The following is a 14,355-nucleotide window of genomic DNA, read 5'->3' as shown; positions in this document are numbered from 1 at the left end:
AAGGAAGAGACCATGGTTGAGGTTGACCGCGGGCTCAGCGCGGCAGCGCTGCCAGGGCACGATCAGGATCGCTATTCGGTTATGGTCGCGCGAGCGAGGTCGCTCGTGCCGGCCTTGCGTGAACGAGCGACGCGGACAGAAGAGTTACGCCGTCTGCCACCGGAGACCGAGCGGAATCTTCGTGATAGCGGGCTGTTCCGTCTCCTGCAGCCAAAGCGCGTCGGGGGAAGTGAGCTCGACTATGTTGCGCTGGTCGATTGCGCTGATGCGCTCGGGCAAGGCGACGCGTCGGTCTCATGGAATTTTGCCAATCTTGCGAGCCACCACTGGATGCTTGCCATGTTCGCGCCGGAGGCGCAGAACGCGGTGTGGGGCGAGGACCCGGACGCGTTGATCGCTTCGTCCTTTGTCTTTCCCGCAGGCCGTGCGAGGAAGACAACGGGCGGATATCTGCTCAGCGGTCATTGGCCGTTTTCATCCGGGGTAGAAGCATGCGGCTGGAACATGCTCGCGAGCGTGGTTGCCTCCGATGACGAGGCCGACGGTGTCGAGTATCGGTTATTTCTGTTGAACAGGCGGGACTACAGCATCGATGACACCTGGAATGCGACAGGGCTCTGCGGAACCGGATCGAACGACGTTCGCGTTACAGAGGCTTTCGTTCCCGAGCACATGACGGTCACCGTCAACGACCTCGCGGGCGGCCCAACACCAGGCAGTGTGGTCAATCCGAATCCGCTCTACATGCTTCCTGTGTTCTCGTTGTTTCCCTATGTATTGTCCGGAGTGGGCTTGGGGAATGCCCAGGCATGCCTCGATGATTATGTCGAGATCGCGCGACACCGCGCCTCGACATACAACCGTGCGAAGATAGGAGACTTGCAGAGCACGCAGATCAAGATCGCCGAGGCGTCGGCCAAGATTGATGCTGCGCGGCTCATTATGCGCACCAACTGCGTCGAGGTGCTTGCAGAAGTCCGGCGCGGCGATGTCCCGAGCATCGCGGCCAAGACCAAGCTTCGGCGTGATGGTGCGTTTGCCGTCAATCTGTGTACTGAAGCGGTTTCTCTTATGTTTGCAGCGAGCGGGGCGCGCAGTCTGTTCACTTCAGGAGCGTTACAGCGCCAGTTCCGTGATGCACATGCGGTGAACTCGCACCTCGCGTTCAATTTCGACGCGGCGGGCACCAACTACGGCCGGGTGGCGCTCGGACTACCGTCCGAAAACCTGACGCTTTGAGGTTAGCCGGATGTCTGATTCACCCAAACATCCGCCGGATCCGGCCAGCGAACTCGCAAGCGACAGTTCGGCGGTCGATCCACGTGATTTCCGCAATGCGCTTGGTACGTTTGCGACTGGCGTGACGATCGTCACCGCGATGTCTGCCGAAGGTCGGCCGTACGGAATTACATGCAATTCGTTTGCGTCGGTATCGCTCAATCCGCCTCTGGTGCTGTGGAGCCTGGGGATGTTCTCGCAGGGGCTGCCGGTCTTCCAGAACGCCAGTCATTTTTCGGTCAACGTTCTTGACGCATCACAGCAGAAGCTTGCGCTGCAGTTCGCCAAATCATCGGGCGACAAGTTCGCAGGGGTGAACTGGACGCCAGGGCTCGGGGACGCGCCCGTGCTTTCCGGTGTGGTCGCAAACTTCCAGTGCCGTGCCGTCAACCGCTACTACGGGGGAGATCACGTCATTTTCCTGGGAGCCGTGGAGGCCTACGCCTACGGCAGCAACGATCCGCTGTTGTTCGCACGGGGAGGGTTTGGCCGGTTTCTTACGGACGATGGTGATAAGACATCATGAGCCGAAAGACGCCAGTCAAGCGAGCGCGTACCAAGCAGAAACGACTATCGGCCGATGATCGTCGCAGCGAGTTCGTCAACCAGGCAACCGAGCTGTTTGCGGAGGAAGGATTTGCCGGCGGCACACGTGCTCTGGCGCGCAAGCTCGGCGTGACGCAACCGCTGCTTTATCGCTATTTTCCAAGCAAGGACGACCTCATCAAGGAGGTGTACCGCAAGGTATATCTCGAACCGCTTGAAATCGGCTGGGAGAAGCTGCTCTCGGATCGGTCGCGTCCGCTTCGCGTGCGGCTGCAAGAGTTTTACGAGATCTATACCGATGCGATCTTCAACCGGAAATGGCTGAGAATCTATCTCTACTCAGGCTTGAAGGGCCTCGACATCAATCGCTGGTATGTCGGCATGGTCAAAGACAAGATCCTGACGCGCATTCTCAGGGAATGTCGCCACGACGCCGGCCTCGCGACACAGAGCCGGCTCAGCGCCGCCGAACTGGAACTGGCTTGGGTGTTTCATGGCGGCATTTTCTACTACGGGGTCCGAAAGTACATCTACGAAGCGCCGGTCCTCGAGGACAAGGGGCAAATGATCAGCGACGCATTAGATATCTTTCTCGCTGGATTTGAGAGGATGGCGGAGGGCGCGACCGATCGCCGACGCGCGCCGATCAAGGTCGCCGGCTGAGCGGCACTACCTCGTCGCCATCTGATCTCGATACCAATCTCCGATCTCGCTTGCCGTCATCAACGCAACGCCGTCATGGCCGATCACATAATCGAGCAGGGCCTCCAGGTATTTGATGCGGTGGGGCACACCCGTGATGTAGGGATGCACCGAGATTGCCATCACGCGGGCATTCTCCGCGCCTTCGAGATACAGCCGATCGAACTGATCGGTGCAACGGGTCAGAAATTGCTCTGACGGAAGGTGCTGCAGCGCGTGAATGACGATGTCATTGGTCTCGACGGAATAGGGAATCGTCGTCACGGTTCCATGCGGTGTTGCGATGTCCTGAGGAAGGTCGTCGATCACCCAATCCGCTACGTATTCAATCCCGTTGAGGCGCAGGAGATCGAGCGTCTCCTCGGTCTCGGTCAGGCCCGGGCTTTCCCATGATCGCGGCGGCCTGCCGGTAAATCCGGAAATGGTGTCGACGGCGCGCTTGATCGCGTCTGCCTGGTTTTCGACCTTGTGCATCGGGCCTTGGACGAAGCCGTGTCCCATGAATTCGAAGCCGGCCTCAAGCGCTGCCGACGCGACGCGCGGATAGCTGTTGCAGACGTTGGCATTGGCGGCCAGCGTCACCGGTATGGTCCGATCGGTGAGCGCCTTGAATTGCCGCCAGAAGCCAGAGCGCATGCCGTATTCGTGCCACGACCAGTTTGGTACGTCGGGCAGCAGAGGCTGGCCCATCGGTGGGCTGAGCACGGTGCGCGGCATTGCGCTTCCGATGCGCCATTCCTCGACATTGAGGATGACCCAGACGGCAAGCTTTTTGCCGCCAGGTAACGTCAGTTTGGGCCGATCGACCTGCGCCTGGTAGGGGATGCGATCAGTAAAGGCCATGCCGAGAACTCCCTGGATCATGCCGATGGACGAGGTGCGGCTGCATTGATCCGTGGTAGCACCTTCTCGGCCATCAGGATCATCGATCGACGGCCAAGCTCGCGATCCTTCCAGTCTTTGCCGGCATAGAGCAGGGTTCCGAAGGAGCCGACCTCTTCGTGGAAGGCGAGCAACTGGTCGGCCACGCTGTCGGGCGTGCCGTAGATGATGAGCTTGTCGCAGATCGACTCAAGAGTGACTTCCGCGTCAGGCTGATCACGCCGCGTCTTGAACAGTTCGAGCCGGCCGCTGCGTTTCAGCTTCGTGAACAACTGGTGATAGTAGTAGACGTAGGGGCTGTCGGGCGACGTGGCATAGGCCTTGGCGGTTGCCGTATCCTTGGCCACGAACACGCTCTTGGCGACGCGCCAATTGGCGGTGTCGACCGGCCGGTTCGCACGTTCGCAACCCTCGGCATATTTGGGCCAGTGGCTCTTCACCCAGGCTGGCATCAGGAAGTTCGCCGAGATCGGGTCCCAGCCGCGGGCAGCGGCTTCCGTGACGCCCTTTGAAAACGGTGCGACCGCGGTCACCACGATCGGTGGATGGGGAGTTTGCAAAGGTCGCGCCACGATGCCTTGGCCGATGTCCTCGATCAGAGTCCGCTTCACCGAGACGTTCCAGTGCTTGCCCTGTAGATCATAGGGCGGCTTGCCGGCCCAGATATCGAGAACCAGGTTGATCGCTTCGAGGAACATCGCGTTGCGGTCGGCATCGAGATTGCCGAAAATTTCTGCGTCGGACAGCAACCCGCCGGGGCTGATCCCGAGGATGAAGCGGCCGTCAAGCATGTGATCGAGCATGGCCACGGATGCAGCGACCGCTGCCGGATGGGTGTTCGGCATGTTGATCGTGCCGGTTCCAAGCTTGATCTGCCGGGTTGCGGCGGCGAGCCAGGCAATGAAGGCGATGCAGGACGTGATGTTCTCGGCTTTGTCGGTGACGTGCTCGCCAACATACGCTTCAGTGAATCCAAGCTCATCCGCGAGCAGGAAGGCCTCGCGATCCTCACGGAGCGATTGCCGCCAATCCTTGTCGAGCGGATGGATCGGCATCGTAAAGAACCCGAGCTTCATGATCCGCCTCCCTGCGAGTAGAACTTTAGTTGGCTGGGAACCTGCGTCCTTCCCAACATGAAGACAAGCCCCGCCGCATAAATAATCACTCGATAAACAAACTTGACGTGCGGGGAGGGCCGCCTTCTAATCGGACAAACCCAGATTGGGCCCGGGAGGCCACGCCTATATGAAAGCTGCGGCTTTCGCCTATGCCCGTGCGACTAGCGTCGTCAATGCGCTGGAGTTGCTCGCTGCGCATGGTGACAGGGCGAAGGTTCTGTCGGGTGGTCAGAGCCTGATGCCGGCGATGAATCTGCGGCTCGTTTCCCCTGATGTACTGGTCGATATTGGCGGCCTTGCCGAGTTGCGTGGCGTCGCAGCGAAAGGCGATGTGCTGGTCATCGGCGCGCTGACCCGCCACGTCGATTTGCTCGGTTCGCGAGAAGTTGCACTGCACGCGCCCTTGTTGCGGGATGCCGTTGCCCATGTCGCTCATCCCGCAATTCGCAATCGCGGTACGATTGGCGGTAGCCTCGCCCATGCGGATCCCGCATCGGAGCTGCCGGCTTGTATGGTGGCACTTGATGCCACGATTGTGGCTCGCGGTCCGCTTGGCGAGCGCCGGATTTCGGCGACCGCGTTCTTCAAGGGAATCTACGAGACGGCGCTGTCGCCGGGAGAGTTGCTTGTCGCGGTCGAGGTACCGGTCGCAAGCCCAGGCTCCACGTTCTTCTTTCAGGAGTACGCCCGGCGCCACGGTGACTATGCGATCGTTGGCCTTGCCGCTCATGCTGTTGTCGAAGCCGGCCAGTTCGCCGATCTGCGGCTCGGCTTCTTTGCGGTCAGCGATCGACCGGTGCTCGCCTCGGCCGCGGGAAAACTGATCAATGCGTCCATCATGCCTGCCTTGCTGCGGGAGGCCGAGACGTCGCTCGCCGATGAACTCGATCCGCAGGAGGATCAGCAGGCGACGGCGGCCATGCGCCGATACCTTGCCACAGTCCTGCTCCGGCGCTGCGTGGCCACACTGCTTGCGCGGGACGAACTCCAAGCGGGAGTGGCCAAGTGAGCGCTCCGGTACCGGTCTCGCTTCTGGTCAACGGCGAATCCATCGATGCGTTCGTCTTGCCCCGGCTCAATCTCGCGGATTTCCTCCGGGAGAATCTCAAGCTGACAGGAACTCATGTCGGATGTGAGCATGGCGTCTGCGGCGCTTGCACCGTGCGAGTTGATGGCGAGATCGTTCGCGCCTGCTTGATGCTAACGGTCCAGGCGCAAGGCGCGTCGGTCGAGACAATCGAAGGGGTGTCCGACAGCGGCGAGATCGCCGACCTCCAGGCGGCATTTCGCGAACGTAATGCACTGCAGTGTGGCTATTGCACGCCCGCGATGCTGATGACGGCCCAGGATTTGCTGAGGCGCACCTCGAACCCCGACCGTCAAGCGATCCGGGAGCATCTTTCCGGCAATTATTGCCGCTGTACTGGCTATCAAGCCATCGTGGACGCCGTCGAGGCGACGGCCAGGGCGCGCGGGGAGCGGCTGGCATGATGATGGTCCACGAGGTGACAGACACGCTTTCGGTGCTCGACCGTCCGAATTCCTACATCGGCAAGACGGTGCCGCGGCCGAACCTCGACAGGCTGCTGCAAGGGCGCGGACAATATGTCAGTGATCTCGAGTTGCCGCGAATGGCGCATGTGGTGTTCCTGCGATCGCCCTATGCCCATGCCAGGATCGTCTCGATCGATGCTGATGCGGCAAGGCGCGTCCCGGGTGTCACCTCCATCGTCACGGGGCGTGAGCTTGAGGCCGTTATCACGCCCTGGGTCGGTGTGCTCTCGCACCTGAAGGGATTGAAATCGGCGCCGCAGCACGCGATCGCGGTCGACCGGGTCTGCTGGCAGGGTGAAGCCGTTGTGGCGGTGGTGGCGACCAGTCGCGCGGCCGCCGAAGACGCCGTAGAGCATGTTACGGTCGACTACGAAGAGCTCGACCTGGTCACGGATATGCGCACCGCGCTCGACCCGACGACCCCGATCATCCACGCTTCGCTCGGTGATAATCTGGCTTTTGAGCGAACTCTCAATGCCGGCGATGTCGACCAGGCATTGTCGAACTCCGAGGTCGTCGAAGCCGACTTCGTGTTCGCGCGCCACACCGGCGTGACACTTGAACCGCGCGCCGTTGTAGCCGACTGGAATGCAGCGGAAGCACGGCTGACGATCTATCAAGGCACGCAGGCGCCTCATATGGTGCAGAACATCGCAGCCCTGCATCTGGGGCTCAAGGACGCGCAGGTCCGGGTGGTCTGCAAGGATGTTGGCGGCTCGTTCGGCATCAAGGTCCACATCTACGCCGACGAAATGGCGACCTACGCGCTCTCCAAGCTATTGCGCCGCCCGGTCAAATTTGTGGCCGACCGCGTCGAGAGCTTCAACACCGACATTCACGCTCGCGATCATCGGTGCAGAGGACGGATCGGCGTCAGGCCCGATGGCACGATCACGGCTTTCGAGATCGATGACCTCACGGGGATCGGTCCCTACTCGATGTATCCGCGCACCAGCGCCATCGAGGCGAACCAGGTGGTCAACCTGGTCGGTGGGCCATATGCCACCCCGAACTATCGGGCGCGGGCGCGGGTCGTCTTCCAGAACAAGAACGTGATGTGCCAGTATCGGGCGGTCGGACATCCAATCGCCTGCTCGTTAACCGAAGGTCTGGTCGACCTTGCCGCGGCGAAGATAGGCATGGATCCGGTAGAGATCCGCCGGCGTAACCTGATCGCCGACGATGCCTATCCGTGTGCCTCACCTTCGGGCATGAGGTTCGAACAGCTTTCGCATCACGCCTCGTTGGCCAAGCTGCTTCAGATGATGGACTACGACGCGTTGCGCGCTGAACAGGCGGCGCTGCTGGCCAGAAACGTTCACCGGGGTATCGGAATTGCCAGCTTCATCGAGGTAACCAATCCCAGCGCGGCTTTTTACGGCGTCGGCGGGGCGCGGATCTCTTCGCAGGACGGCGTTGCGATTCGGCTCGATGCCCAAGGCTCGGTGATCTGTCAGACCAGCATCACGGAACAGGGGCAAGGATCGGAGTCGCTGACCGCCCAGATCGTGGGCAGTGTGCTCGGTGTGCCGATGGAACGCGTCCGCGTGATCCTGGGCGATACCGACAATACGCCCTATGGCGGTGGCACCTGGGCCTCGCGCGGCGCCGGTATCGGCGGAGAAGCCGCCCTGCAAGCCGCCAAGGCCTTGCGCAAGAATATTCTGGATGTGGCGGCGGCCATCCTGCAATCGACCGCGGCCGGACTCGATATCGTCAACGGCAGCATCGTCAACGCTGACGATGGTGTACCGCGTATCGAACTGAACGAGCTCGCGCGGGTCGTCTATTTCCGACCGGACACCCTTCCGCCAGGCATCCAGCCCGAGTTGATGGCAACGCGACATTTCGTGCCGCGCCAATATCCCTTTGCGTTCACCAATGGCGTGCAAGCTTCATGGCTTGAGGTCGACACCGAGACCGGGTTCGTGACGCTGCTGAAGCATTGGGTTGTCGAAGATTGCGGTACCATCATCAACCCGCAGCTGGTTGACGAGCAGATCCGGGGTGGGGTTGTGCAGGGGCTGGGCGCGGCGCTGTTCGAGAAATGCGTCTATGACGAGCGCGGCCAGCTGACCAACGCCAACATGGCGGACTATCTGGTCCCGATGTCCGGCGAGATGCCCGATATCGAGGTTGGCCATGTGGTGTCCCCGACCCTGGAATCGGAGCTGGGAGCCAAGGGCGCGGGCGAGGCGGGGACGGCGGGTGCGGCTGCGGCGGTTGCCAACGCGGTCAATGACGCGCTGCGGCCGTTCGGCGCAACAATTACCGAGATTCCGCTCACGCCTCAGGTTATCCTGACCGCCTTGGGACGGATCTGAGTGGAGACGCTCCGGGCAAAGACAATACGATAAGCAGATCACAGACAGTTCTTGGGGAGGAATAGTCATGACGAACAAGGTCGCCAATGCTGGATCGATATCGCGGCGTCGTCTGCTGACCACGGCAAGCGTCGGCGCCGTTCTCGCCGTCTCGCCTTTTCGTATCAATCTCCTCCAGGCAGAGGAAGCACCCATCAAGATCGGTTTTCCGGTTCCCTTGACCGGTCCATATGGCGCCGAGGCCCAGGACCAAGTGCGGGCGGCTCAGCTGGCTGTCGCCCAGTTCAACGATGCCGGTGGCCTCAACGGCCGCAAGGCCGAACTCGTGGTCCGCGACGACAAGCTGAATCCCGGCGAGGCGGCGACGCGAACGCTGGAGCTGGTCGAAAAGGAGAAGGTCAACTTCGTCGTCGGCAGTCTGTCCGCTGCAGTTCAGCTCGCGATCAACAACGTCACAAAGGAGCGTGGCGTCATCTTCAATTCGATCAGCCAGTCCGACGCCATCAACGAGGCAGCGGATTTCAGCAAATACACATTCCACGAAGCGCTGAACCCGCACATGACGTCAGGCGCGGTCGGCCGCTACGCTTTCGCCAAGTTCGGCAAGAAGGTCGCTTTCCTCACGGCGGATTACGCTTACGGACATGAGATGGTTCGCGGCTTCCTCGAGGTCGGCAAGGAATTCAACATCGAGAACCTCGGTGACATCCGCCATCCCTTGGGAACGACCGACTTCTCGACCCTGCTGCCTCGTCTCCAGGCGCTGAAGCCGGACATCCTGTGCATCAGCAATTTCGGCCGCGACCAGCAGATCGCGCTGAAGCAAGCAACCGACTTCGGGATCAAGAAGTCGATCCAGATCATTGCACCGCTGCTCTCGCATGCCAGTCGTGTTGCAGCAGGCCCACAGGCGTTTGACGGCGTCGTCGGCGGCTGCTCGTTCTACTGGGGCATCGAGGACAAGTTCGCCTCGACCAAGGCGTTCAACGACGCATTCCGCAAGATGTATGACGGCAAGTTGCCGACCGATTACGGTGCGCTCGGTTATGGCGGTGTCCGGACCGTGCTCGAAGCGGTCAAGGGCGCCGGCAGCGTGGAGACGGACAAGGTGGTCGCTGCGCTAGAGGCCCTGAAGTATGACTATTACAAGGGGCCGCAATACTATCGCAAATGCGATCATCAATCGGTGCAGTCGGTGCTCGTGATCAAGTCGAAGTCCAAGGACATGAAGAACGAGTCCGATGTGTTCGAGGTCCTGTCGACCGAGGAGCCCAACGAGAAGTACCTGCGCACCTGCGAGGCACTTGGTCATAAGAGCTGAGCCATGCGCCGGCGCGCGCCGCAGGACGGTGCGCGTCGTGCCGAGGGGGACGAATGGCGGGCCTGAGCTTTGACCTTATCGCATTGCAGTTGTTTGCCGGGCTGGCGCTCGGCGCGATCTACGTGCTGTTTGCAATCGGCCTCTCCCTGATCTTCGGGATGCTGACCGTGGTGAATTTCGCCCATGGCGCGTTCTACATGGTCGGGGCCTATGTTGGGCTCTACCTGATTTCGATCGGGGGTAATTTCTGGATCTGCCTCGTGGCCGTGCCGATCGTGATCGGTCTGTTCGGCCTTGCTGTCGAGCGCGTGCTGATCCGGCCGCTTTACGGCCGCGGCATCGACTATCCGTTGCTGCTGACCTTCGGGCTCAGCTACGTCATGGTCGAATGCGTGCGCATTGTGTTTGGCAAGACCGGCTATCCGTTCGACACGCCGGAGGTGCTGCAAGGGGCCGTCAACATCGGCGTCGGCTATTTCCCGCTCTACCGCCTGTTCGTGATCGGGGCGACGGCGGTGGTCCTGCTGGCGCTCTGGTTGTTCCTGGAGAAAACCAGCTTCGGGCTCATCATCCGCGCCGGAGCGCGCGATCCGCAGATCGTCCGCGTGCTTGGGGTCGATGTTTCCCGGGTCTGGTTGATCGTGTTCGGCATTGGCACCGCGATCGCGGGTTTCGCCGGCCTGTTGGCGGCGCCGCTTCAGGGCGTCATTCCGGAGATGGGCGGCACGATCCTCGCCGAAGCTTTCGTGGTGACGGTGGTAGGCGGTATGGGGTCGATCGGCGGCGCCGTATTGGCTGGTCTCCTGGTTGGCGTGGTGGTCAGCATGACCTCGCTGGTCGCTCCCGAAATGGCCAAAGTATCGATCTTTGCCCTGATGGCGATCGTTCTCATTGTTCGCCCTCAGGGCTTCTTTGGCCGCGCCGGATTGATGAGCTGAGCCCGGCATGACCGAAGCTGCTGATACGATCAAACATCCCCGTGCCCCGGCAGTCAGCTGGTACGACTTCACAACGAAGCATCGCGCCAGCCTCGTTGCCGTTGTGATCCTGGTGTTCCCGCTGGTGATGCCGTTCACGGCGCTCGCCGTGAATATCCTGATCTATGGATTGTACGCGCTCGGGTTCAACCTGGTGTTTGGCTATCTCGGTCTGCTGTCCTTTGGTCATGCGGCGCTGTTCGGGACCGGTGCCTATCTCTGCGGCATCGCGATCGTGCACTTCGGCTGGCCATGGTATGCGGCCATCGCGGCCGGGATCGGCGGCGGGCTTCTGATGGCGTTGTTGATTGGCGTGCTCGCGATCAGGACCCGCGGCATCTACTTCGCCATGGTAACGATGGCGCTGTCGCAATGCATCTACTACCTGTTCTATCAAGCGGTGGACCTGACCGGCGGTGAGAACGGGCTTCGCGGCATCAATGTCCGTACCATCGATCTGTTCGGCTTGCGGGTCGACTTCATCAACCCGATGATCCGATACTACGTCATCGCGGCCTTCGTGATCGCAGCATTCTTCGTGATGTCGCGCATCCTTGCCTCGCCGTTTGGCGCCGTCATTGAAGCCATGCGAGAAAACGAGATGCGAGCGCGCGCGTCAGGCTATGATGTCACCCTGACGCGATTGCTGACGTTTGTCTTGTCCGGTGGCTTCTGTGGCCTCGCGGGTGCCTTGCAGGCGCTGCATCTGTCGATCGTTCCGATCGAGATCCTGCACTACGAGACCTCGGGTCTGGTCGTGATGATTGCGTTGCTGGGCGGGATGGGGACGTTCTTCGGGCCGATGGTGGGCGCCGCTGTTTTCCTGGTACTGGAGAATATCGTCTCGGTGTGGACCGTCCACTGGCAACTGATCGTCGGCGCCATCTTCATTGCGTGCGTGCTGTTCTTCCCGGCCGGCATCTGGGGCACGCTGATCGCGCGGGGCAAACGATGACCGCCGCGGCAAGACAAGCGGGCGAGGTCATTCTGCGCACCAGGGGCGTCGGCAAGACGTTCGGAAGGTTTGTCGCGCTCAACAACATCTCGGCCGAGTTTTCCAAAGGAGCGATCACGTCGATCATCGGTCCAAACGGGGCCGGAAAGAGCACCTACTTCAATTTGCTGTGCGGCGCCTTTCCGCCCACGAACGGTCGCGTGGAATTCGAGGGCAGGGACGTCACCGGCCTGCCGCAGCACCGCTTTGCCCATATGGGCATAGCAAAGTCGTTCCAGATCACCAGCGTATTTCCGCAGCTGTCGACGCGCGAGAACATCCGCGTCGGTTTGCAGGCCATGGTATCGCGATACGACATCTGGCGGCCTCGCGCGCGCCTGACCGAACTGGTCGAACGGGCCGACGAACTGTTGGCCCTGGTCGGATTGTGGGAATCTCGGGAGCGCGCCGCCAAGACGTTGGCGCATGGCGAGCAGCGGGCGCTGGAGATCGGCATGGCGCTCGCGAGCCAACCCCGCTTGCTGCTGCTGGACGAGCCGACCGCCGGCATGAGTCCCGAGGAAACCCGGACCATGATGGATCTGATCGTGAAGCTCGGGCAGGAGCGGACGGTCATCCTGGTCGAGCACAAGATGAAGCTGGTGCTCGGGATCAGCGATCGCATCCTCGTGCTGCACCACGGAGAGCTGCTCGCCGAGGGGACGCCGCAGGAGGTCCGGCAGAACGAGGCGGTGAAGCGCGTCTATCTCGGCCAGCGGGAGCACTGAGGCGATGCTGCAGATCAGCAAGCTCAATGCCTGGTATGGCGCAAGTCATGCGTTGCAGGACATCAGTCTCGAGGTCACCAAAGGCGAGATCGTTTGCCTGATCGGCCGTAACGGCGCCGGCAAGACGACGACGCTGAAATCGATCATGGGGTTGATGGGGCGGACGCGCGGCTCGGTCAATTTCAAGGGCGAGGAGTTGCTGCGCCAGCCGGCGCATGTGCGCTTCGCGTTGGGGCTCGCCTATGTGCCCGAAGAGCGGCGGATCGTGCAGGGCTTGTCCGTTCGTGAGAATCTGCGGCTCGGGCTGGTCGCATCGAAGCACAAGAAGCGGGAAGCCGAGCTGATCGCCGAGATCGCCGCGATATTTCCGCGACTGGCCGAGCGCATGGACCAGGAGGCGGTCACGATGTCCGGCGGCGAGCAGCAGATGCTGGCGATCGCGCGGGCGATGATCGCAAAGCCCGACCTGATCATGCTGGATGAGCCCTCGGAGGGCATCATGCCGGTGCTGGTCGACGAGATGTTCGAGCTGTTCCGTCGCATGAAGGCACAGGGCGCGACCATCCTGCTGGTCGAGCAGAACGTCGAACTGGCGCTCGGTATCGCCGATCGTGCCTATGTCCTCGATCAGGGCGCGGTGGTGCACCAGGCGTCGGCGCAGGCGCTATTGGCCGACGACGAGATCAAGGAGCGCTATTGCTCGGTTTGAGCGATCTGTCGAGAACTGCATCCTGTACACAGCCCAAACCGCCTTACTCCGCGGCGCTGGCGATCGCGTCGGCCGCGCGATTGGTGACGACGACCTTGATTGCGTCATCGACGCGGTCCCGCGCATATCTGAGTGCCGTCGGCAGGTCGGCCAACGGAAATGTATGCGTGTGGATCCTGGTGGCGTCGAACCGCTTCGCCGCCATCAGTTCCATGGCGCGGTGGGTGGCGCTCTTGCCTTCGCCGCGGATGCCGTAAGCGTAGATGTTGTTCCGCACGAGATGCGCGATGTCCAGCGTCGCGGCCTCGTGCGGGAAGGCGGCGAGACAGATCTTGCCGCCACGATTGGTCATGTGAATGGCCTGGTTGAGTGTCGCTTCGGTGCCGGCGCATTCGACGACATAGTCCGCACCGATCCCCCCTGTCAGTTGCTTCACCACCGCAACGGCGTCTTCGTCGTTGATGTTGATGACGCGGTCGGCCCCTAGCTCCCGCCCGATCGAGAGCCGCTTGTTGCGGGTTCCGGTCAGGATCACCGGGCTGGCGCCCAGCGCCTTGGCGACCGCCACTGCGAGCAGTCCGATCGGCCCCGGGCCGATCACCACGACACTCTCGCCGGCAACCAATCCCCCCAGTTCCGTCAAGCCGTACATCGACGTACCGGCGGTCACCACGAGCGTTGCCTCGGCATCGCTCATGGTGTCGGGTACGCGCGCCAGCGTGTTGATGTGATTCACGGCGTACTCCGCGAATCCGCCGTCGGTCGTGAAGCCGTTGGCGCGATGACCCTTCTCGGGTTTTCCATAGTTGAGACACGACGTGTACATGCCCTGGCGGCAGCGCTTGCATTGGCCGCAGCCTGCATGGATCTCGACGCTGACCCGCTCGCCGATCCTGAACTCGTCCACGTTGGGGCCGAGCGCCGCAACCGTGCCCATGTATTCGTGACCCGGCGTGAAGTTCTTGTTGAAGGGCAGGCCGCCCAGAATGCTCGCCGGCGAGCCCAGATGGATGATCTCGAGATCGGTCGCGCAGATCGCGACCGCGTCGATGCGCACCAGCACCTCGGCGCGCGACGGGACCGGCGTTGGCTTGTCGCGTAGCAGCAGCTGGTCCGGATCACCGAGGACCCAGGCTTTCATCAGATCGGGCACGGGAAGATCGAGCGATATCGTGACGCCGGGGGGCTGGTACATGGGCGCTTCCTCTTTTGGCTAGCAGCC

14 protein-coding genes are annotated in these 14,355 nt (G+C 61.7%); 11 read left to right on the top strand and 3 right to left on the bottom strand.

The features are described from left to right. Positions 1-12 precede the first annotated feature (12 nt). Genes CWS35_RS32230 through CWS35_RS32220 form a run of 3 tightly spaced genes read left to right on the top strand, consistent with a single transcriptional unit; the run spans position 13 to position 2,487 of the window. Complete coding sequence (locus CWS35_RS32230; protein ID WP_100956838.1) at positions 13-1,239, top strand: acyl-CoA dehydrogenase family protein; 1,227 nt, start codon at positions 13-15, stop codon at positions 1,237-1,239. Positions 1,240-1,249: 10 nt separating this feature from the next. Continuing rightward, a complete protein-coding gene (locus tag CWS35_RS32225) occupies positions 1,250-1,804 on the top strand; it encodes a flavin reductase family protein (protein WP_100955368.1) in 555 nt (184 codons plus the stop codon). After that, positions 1,801-2,487 (top strand): TetR/AcrR family transcriptional regulator, encoded by a 687-nt coding sequence (locus CWS35_RS32220; RefSeq protein ID WP_024582013.1) that lies wholly within the window; start codon positions 1,801-1,803, stop codon positions 2,485-2,487. Before CWS35_RS32225 ends, CWS35_RS32220 begins: the two co-directional genes overlap by 4 nt. Positions 2,488-2,493: 6 nt before the next feature. Here the strand turns inward: CWS35_RS32220 and CWS35_RS32215 are convergent, their stop codons facing one another. Together CWS35_RS32215 and CWS35_RS32210 are read right to left on the bottom strand one after the other, a co-directional pair. Next, positions 2,494-3,369 (bottom strand): polysaccharide deacetylase family protein, encoded by an 876-nt coding sequence (locus CWS35_RS32215; protein ID WP_100956836.1) that lies wholly within the window; start codon positions 3,367-3,369, stop codon positions 2,494-2,496. Positions 3,370-3,386: 17 nt separating this feature from the next. Then, positions 3,387-4,484, bottom strand: coding sequence for an LLM class flavin-dependent oxidoreductase (locus tag CWS35_RS32210; protein WP_043855053.1), 1,098 nt, complete (start codon positions 4,482-4,484; stop codon positions 3,387-3,389). Between the two features lie 169 nt (positions 4,485-4,653). Between CWS35_RS32210 and CWS35_RS32205 the strand changes: the two genes are divergently transcribed. From CWS35_RS32205 to CWS35_RS32170, 8 genes are all read left to right on the top strand, one after another. Beyond that, positions 4,654-5,535 carry a xanthine dehydrogenase family protein subunit M gene (locus tag CWS35_RS32205; protein ID WP_100955367.1) on the top strand — a complete coding sequence of 294 codons (882 nt, stop codon included), beginning with the start codon at positions 4,654-4,656 and terminating at the stop codon, positions 5,533-5,535. Beyond that, positions 5,532-6,017: a (2Fe-2S)-binding protein gene (locus tag CWS35_RS32200; protein ID WP_100955366.1), complete on the top strand. Its 486-nt coding sequence runs from the start codon at positions 5,532-5,534 to the stop codon at positions 6,015-6,017. The genes CWS35_RS32205 and CWS35_RS32200 overlap by 4 nt, the downstream gene beginning before the upstream one ends. Then, positions 6,014-8,404: a xanthine dehydrogenase family protein molybdopterin-binding subunit gene (locus tag CWS35_RS32195; RefSeq protein ID WP_100955365.1), complete on the top strand. Its 2,391-nt coding sequence runs from the start codon at positions 6,014-6,016 to the stop codon at positions 8,402-8,404. The genes CWS35_RS32200 and CWS35_RS32195 overlap by 4 nt, the downstream gene beginning before the upstream one ends. 67 nt (positions 8,405-8,471) lie before the next feature. Beyond that, a complete protein-coding gene (locus tag CWS35_RS32190) occupies positions 8,472-9,725 on the top strand; it encodes an ABC transporter substrate-binding protein (RefSeq protein WP_100955364.1) in 1,254 nt (417 codons plus the stop codon). A 53-nt stretch (positions 9,726-9,778) separates the two neighbouring features. After that, a complete protein-coding gene (locus tag CWS35_RS32185; protein WP_043855058.1) occupies positions 9,779-10,663 on the top strand; it encodes a branched-chain amino acid ABC transporter permease in 885 nt (294 codons plus the stop codon). Positions 10,664-10,670: 7 nt separating this feature from the next. After that, the gene (locus CWS35_RS32180; RefSeq protein WP_100955363.1) at positions 10,671-11,657 is read left to right on the top strand and encodes a branched-chain amino acid ABC transporter permease; all 987 of its coding nucleotides are present in this window, start codon (positions 10,671-10,673) and stop codon (positions 11,655-11,657) included. Then, positions 11,654-12,424 carry an ABC transporter ATP-binding protein gene (locus CWS35_RS32175; protein WP_043855060.1) on the top strand — a complete coding sequence of 257 codons (771 nt, stop codon included), beginning with the start codon at positions 11,654-11,656 and terminating at the stop codon, positions 12,422-12,424. Before CWS35_RS32180 ends, CWS35_RS32175 begins: the two co-directional genes overlap by 4 nt. 4 nt (positions 12,425-12,428) lie before the next feature. After that, positions 12,429-13,133 (top strand): ABC transporter ATP-binding protein, encoded by a 705-nt coding sequence (locus CWS35_RS32170; protein ID WP_043855061.1) that lies wholly within the window; start codon positions 12,429-12,431, stop codon positions 13,131-13,133. Positions 13,134-13,176: 43 nt separating this feature from the next. On the opposite strand, the gene CWS35_RS32165 is transcribed toward CWS35_RS32170, so the two are convergent. Next, the gene (locus tag CWS35_RS32165; protein WP_043855062.1) at positions 13,177-14,328 is read right to left on the bottom strand and encodes a zinc-binding dehydrogenase; all 1,152 of its coding nucleotides are present in this window, start codon (positions 14,326-14,328) and stop codon (positions 13,177-13,179) included. Positions 14,329-14,355 lie beyond the last annotated feature (27 nt).

The organism is Bradyrhizobium sp. SK17, from assembly GCF_002831585.1.
In the GTDB taxonomy this organism is placed as follows: domain Bacteria; phylum Pseudomonadota; class Alphaproteobacteria; order Rhizobiales; family Xanthobacteraceae; genus Bradyrhizobium.
This window is presented reverse-complemented; position numbering and strand designations above follow the sequence as displayed.

What these genes read in the sequence shown, in the direction of transcription:
- CWS35_RS32230 (WP_100956838.1), top strand. Translation starts at nt 13, where the DNA reads ATGGTTGAGGTTGACCGCGGGCTCAGCGCGGCAGCGCTGCCAGGGCAC.
- CWS35_RS32225 (WP_100955368.1), top strand. Translation starts at nt 1,250, where the DNA reads ATGTCTGATTCACCCAAACATCCGCCGGATCCGGCCAGCGAACTCGCA.
- CWS35_RS32220 (WP_024582013.1), top strand. Translation starts at nt 1,801, where the DNA reads ATGAGCCGAAAGACGCCAGTCAAGCGAGCGCGTACCAAGCAGAAACGA.
- CWS35_RS32215 (WP_100956836.1), bottom strand. Translation starts at nt 3,369, where the DNA reads ATGGCCTTTACTGATCGCATCCCCTACCAGGCGCAGGTCGATCGGCCC.
- CWS35_RS32210 (WP_043855053.1), bottom strand. Translation starts at nt 4,484, where the DNA reads ATGAAGCTCGGGTTCTTTACGATGCCGATCCATCCGCTCGACAAGGAT.
- CWS35_RS32205 (WP_100955367.1), top strand. Translation starts at nt 4,654, where the DNA reads ATGAAAGCTGCGGCTTTCGCCTATGCCCGTGCGACTAGCGTCGTCAAT.
- CWS35_RS32195 (WP_100955365.1), top strand. Translation starts at nt 6,014, where the DNA reads ATGATGATGGTCCACGAGGTGACAGACACGCTTTCGGTGCTCGACCGT.
- CWS35_RS32190 (WP_100955364.1), top strand. Translation starts at nt 8,472, where the DNA reads ATGACGAACAAGGTCGCCAATGCTGGATCGATATCGCGGCGTCGTCTG.
- CWS35_RS32185 (WP_043855058.1), top strand. Translation starts at nt 9,779, where the DNA reads ATGGCGGGCCTGAGCTTTGACCTTATCGCATTGCAGTTGTTTGCCGGG.
- CWS35_RS32180 (WP_100955363.1), top strand. Translation starts at nt 10,671, where the DNA reads ATGACCGAAGCTGCTGATACGATCAAACATCCCCGTGCCCCGGCAGTC.
- CWS35_RS32175 (WP_043855060.1), top strand. Translation starts at nt 11,654, where the DNA reads ATGACCGCCGCGGCAAGACAAGCGGGCGAGGTCATTCTGCGCACCAGG.
- CWS35_RS32170 (WP_043855061.1), top strand. Translation starts at nt 12,429, where the DNA reads ATGCTGCAGATCAGCAAGCTCAATGCCTGGTATGGCGCAAGTCATGCG.
- CWS35_RS32165 (WP_043855062.1), bottom strand. Translation starts at nt 14,328, where the DNA reads ATGTACCAGCCCCCCGGCGTCACGATATCGCTCGATCTTCCCGTGCCC.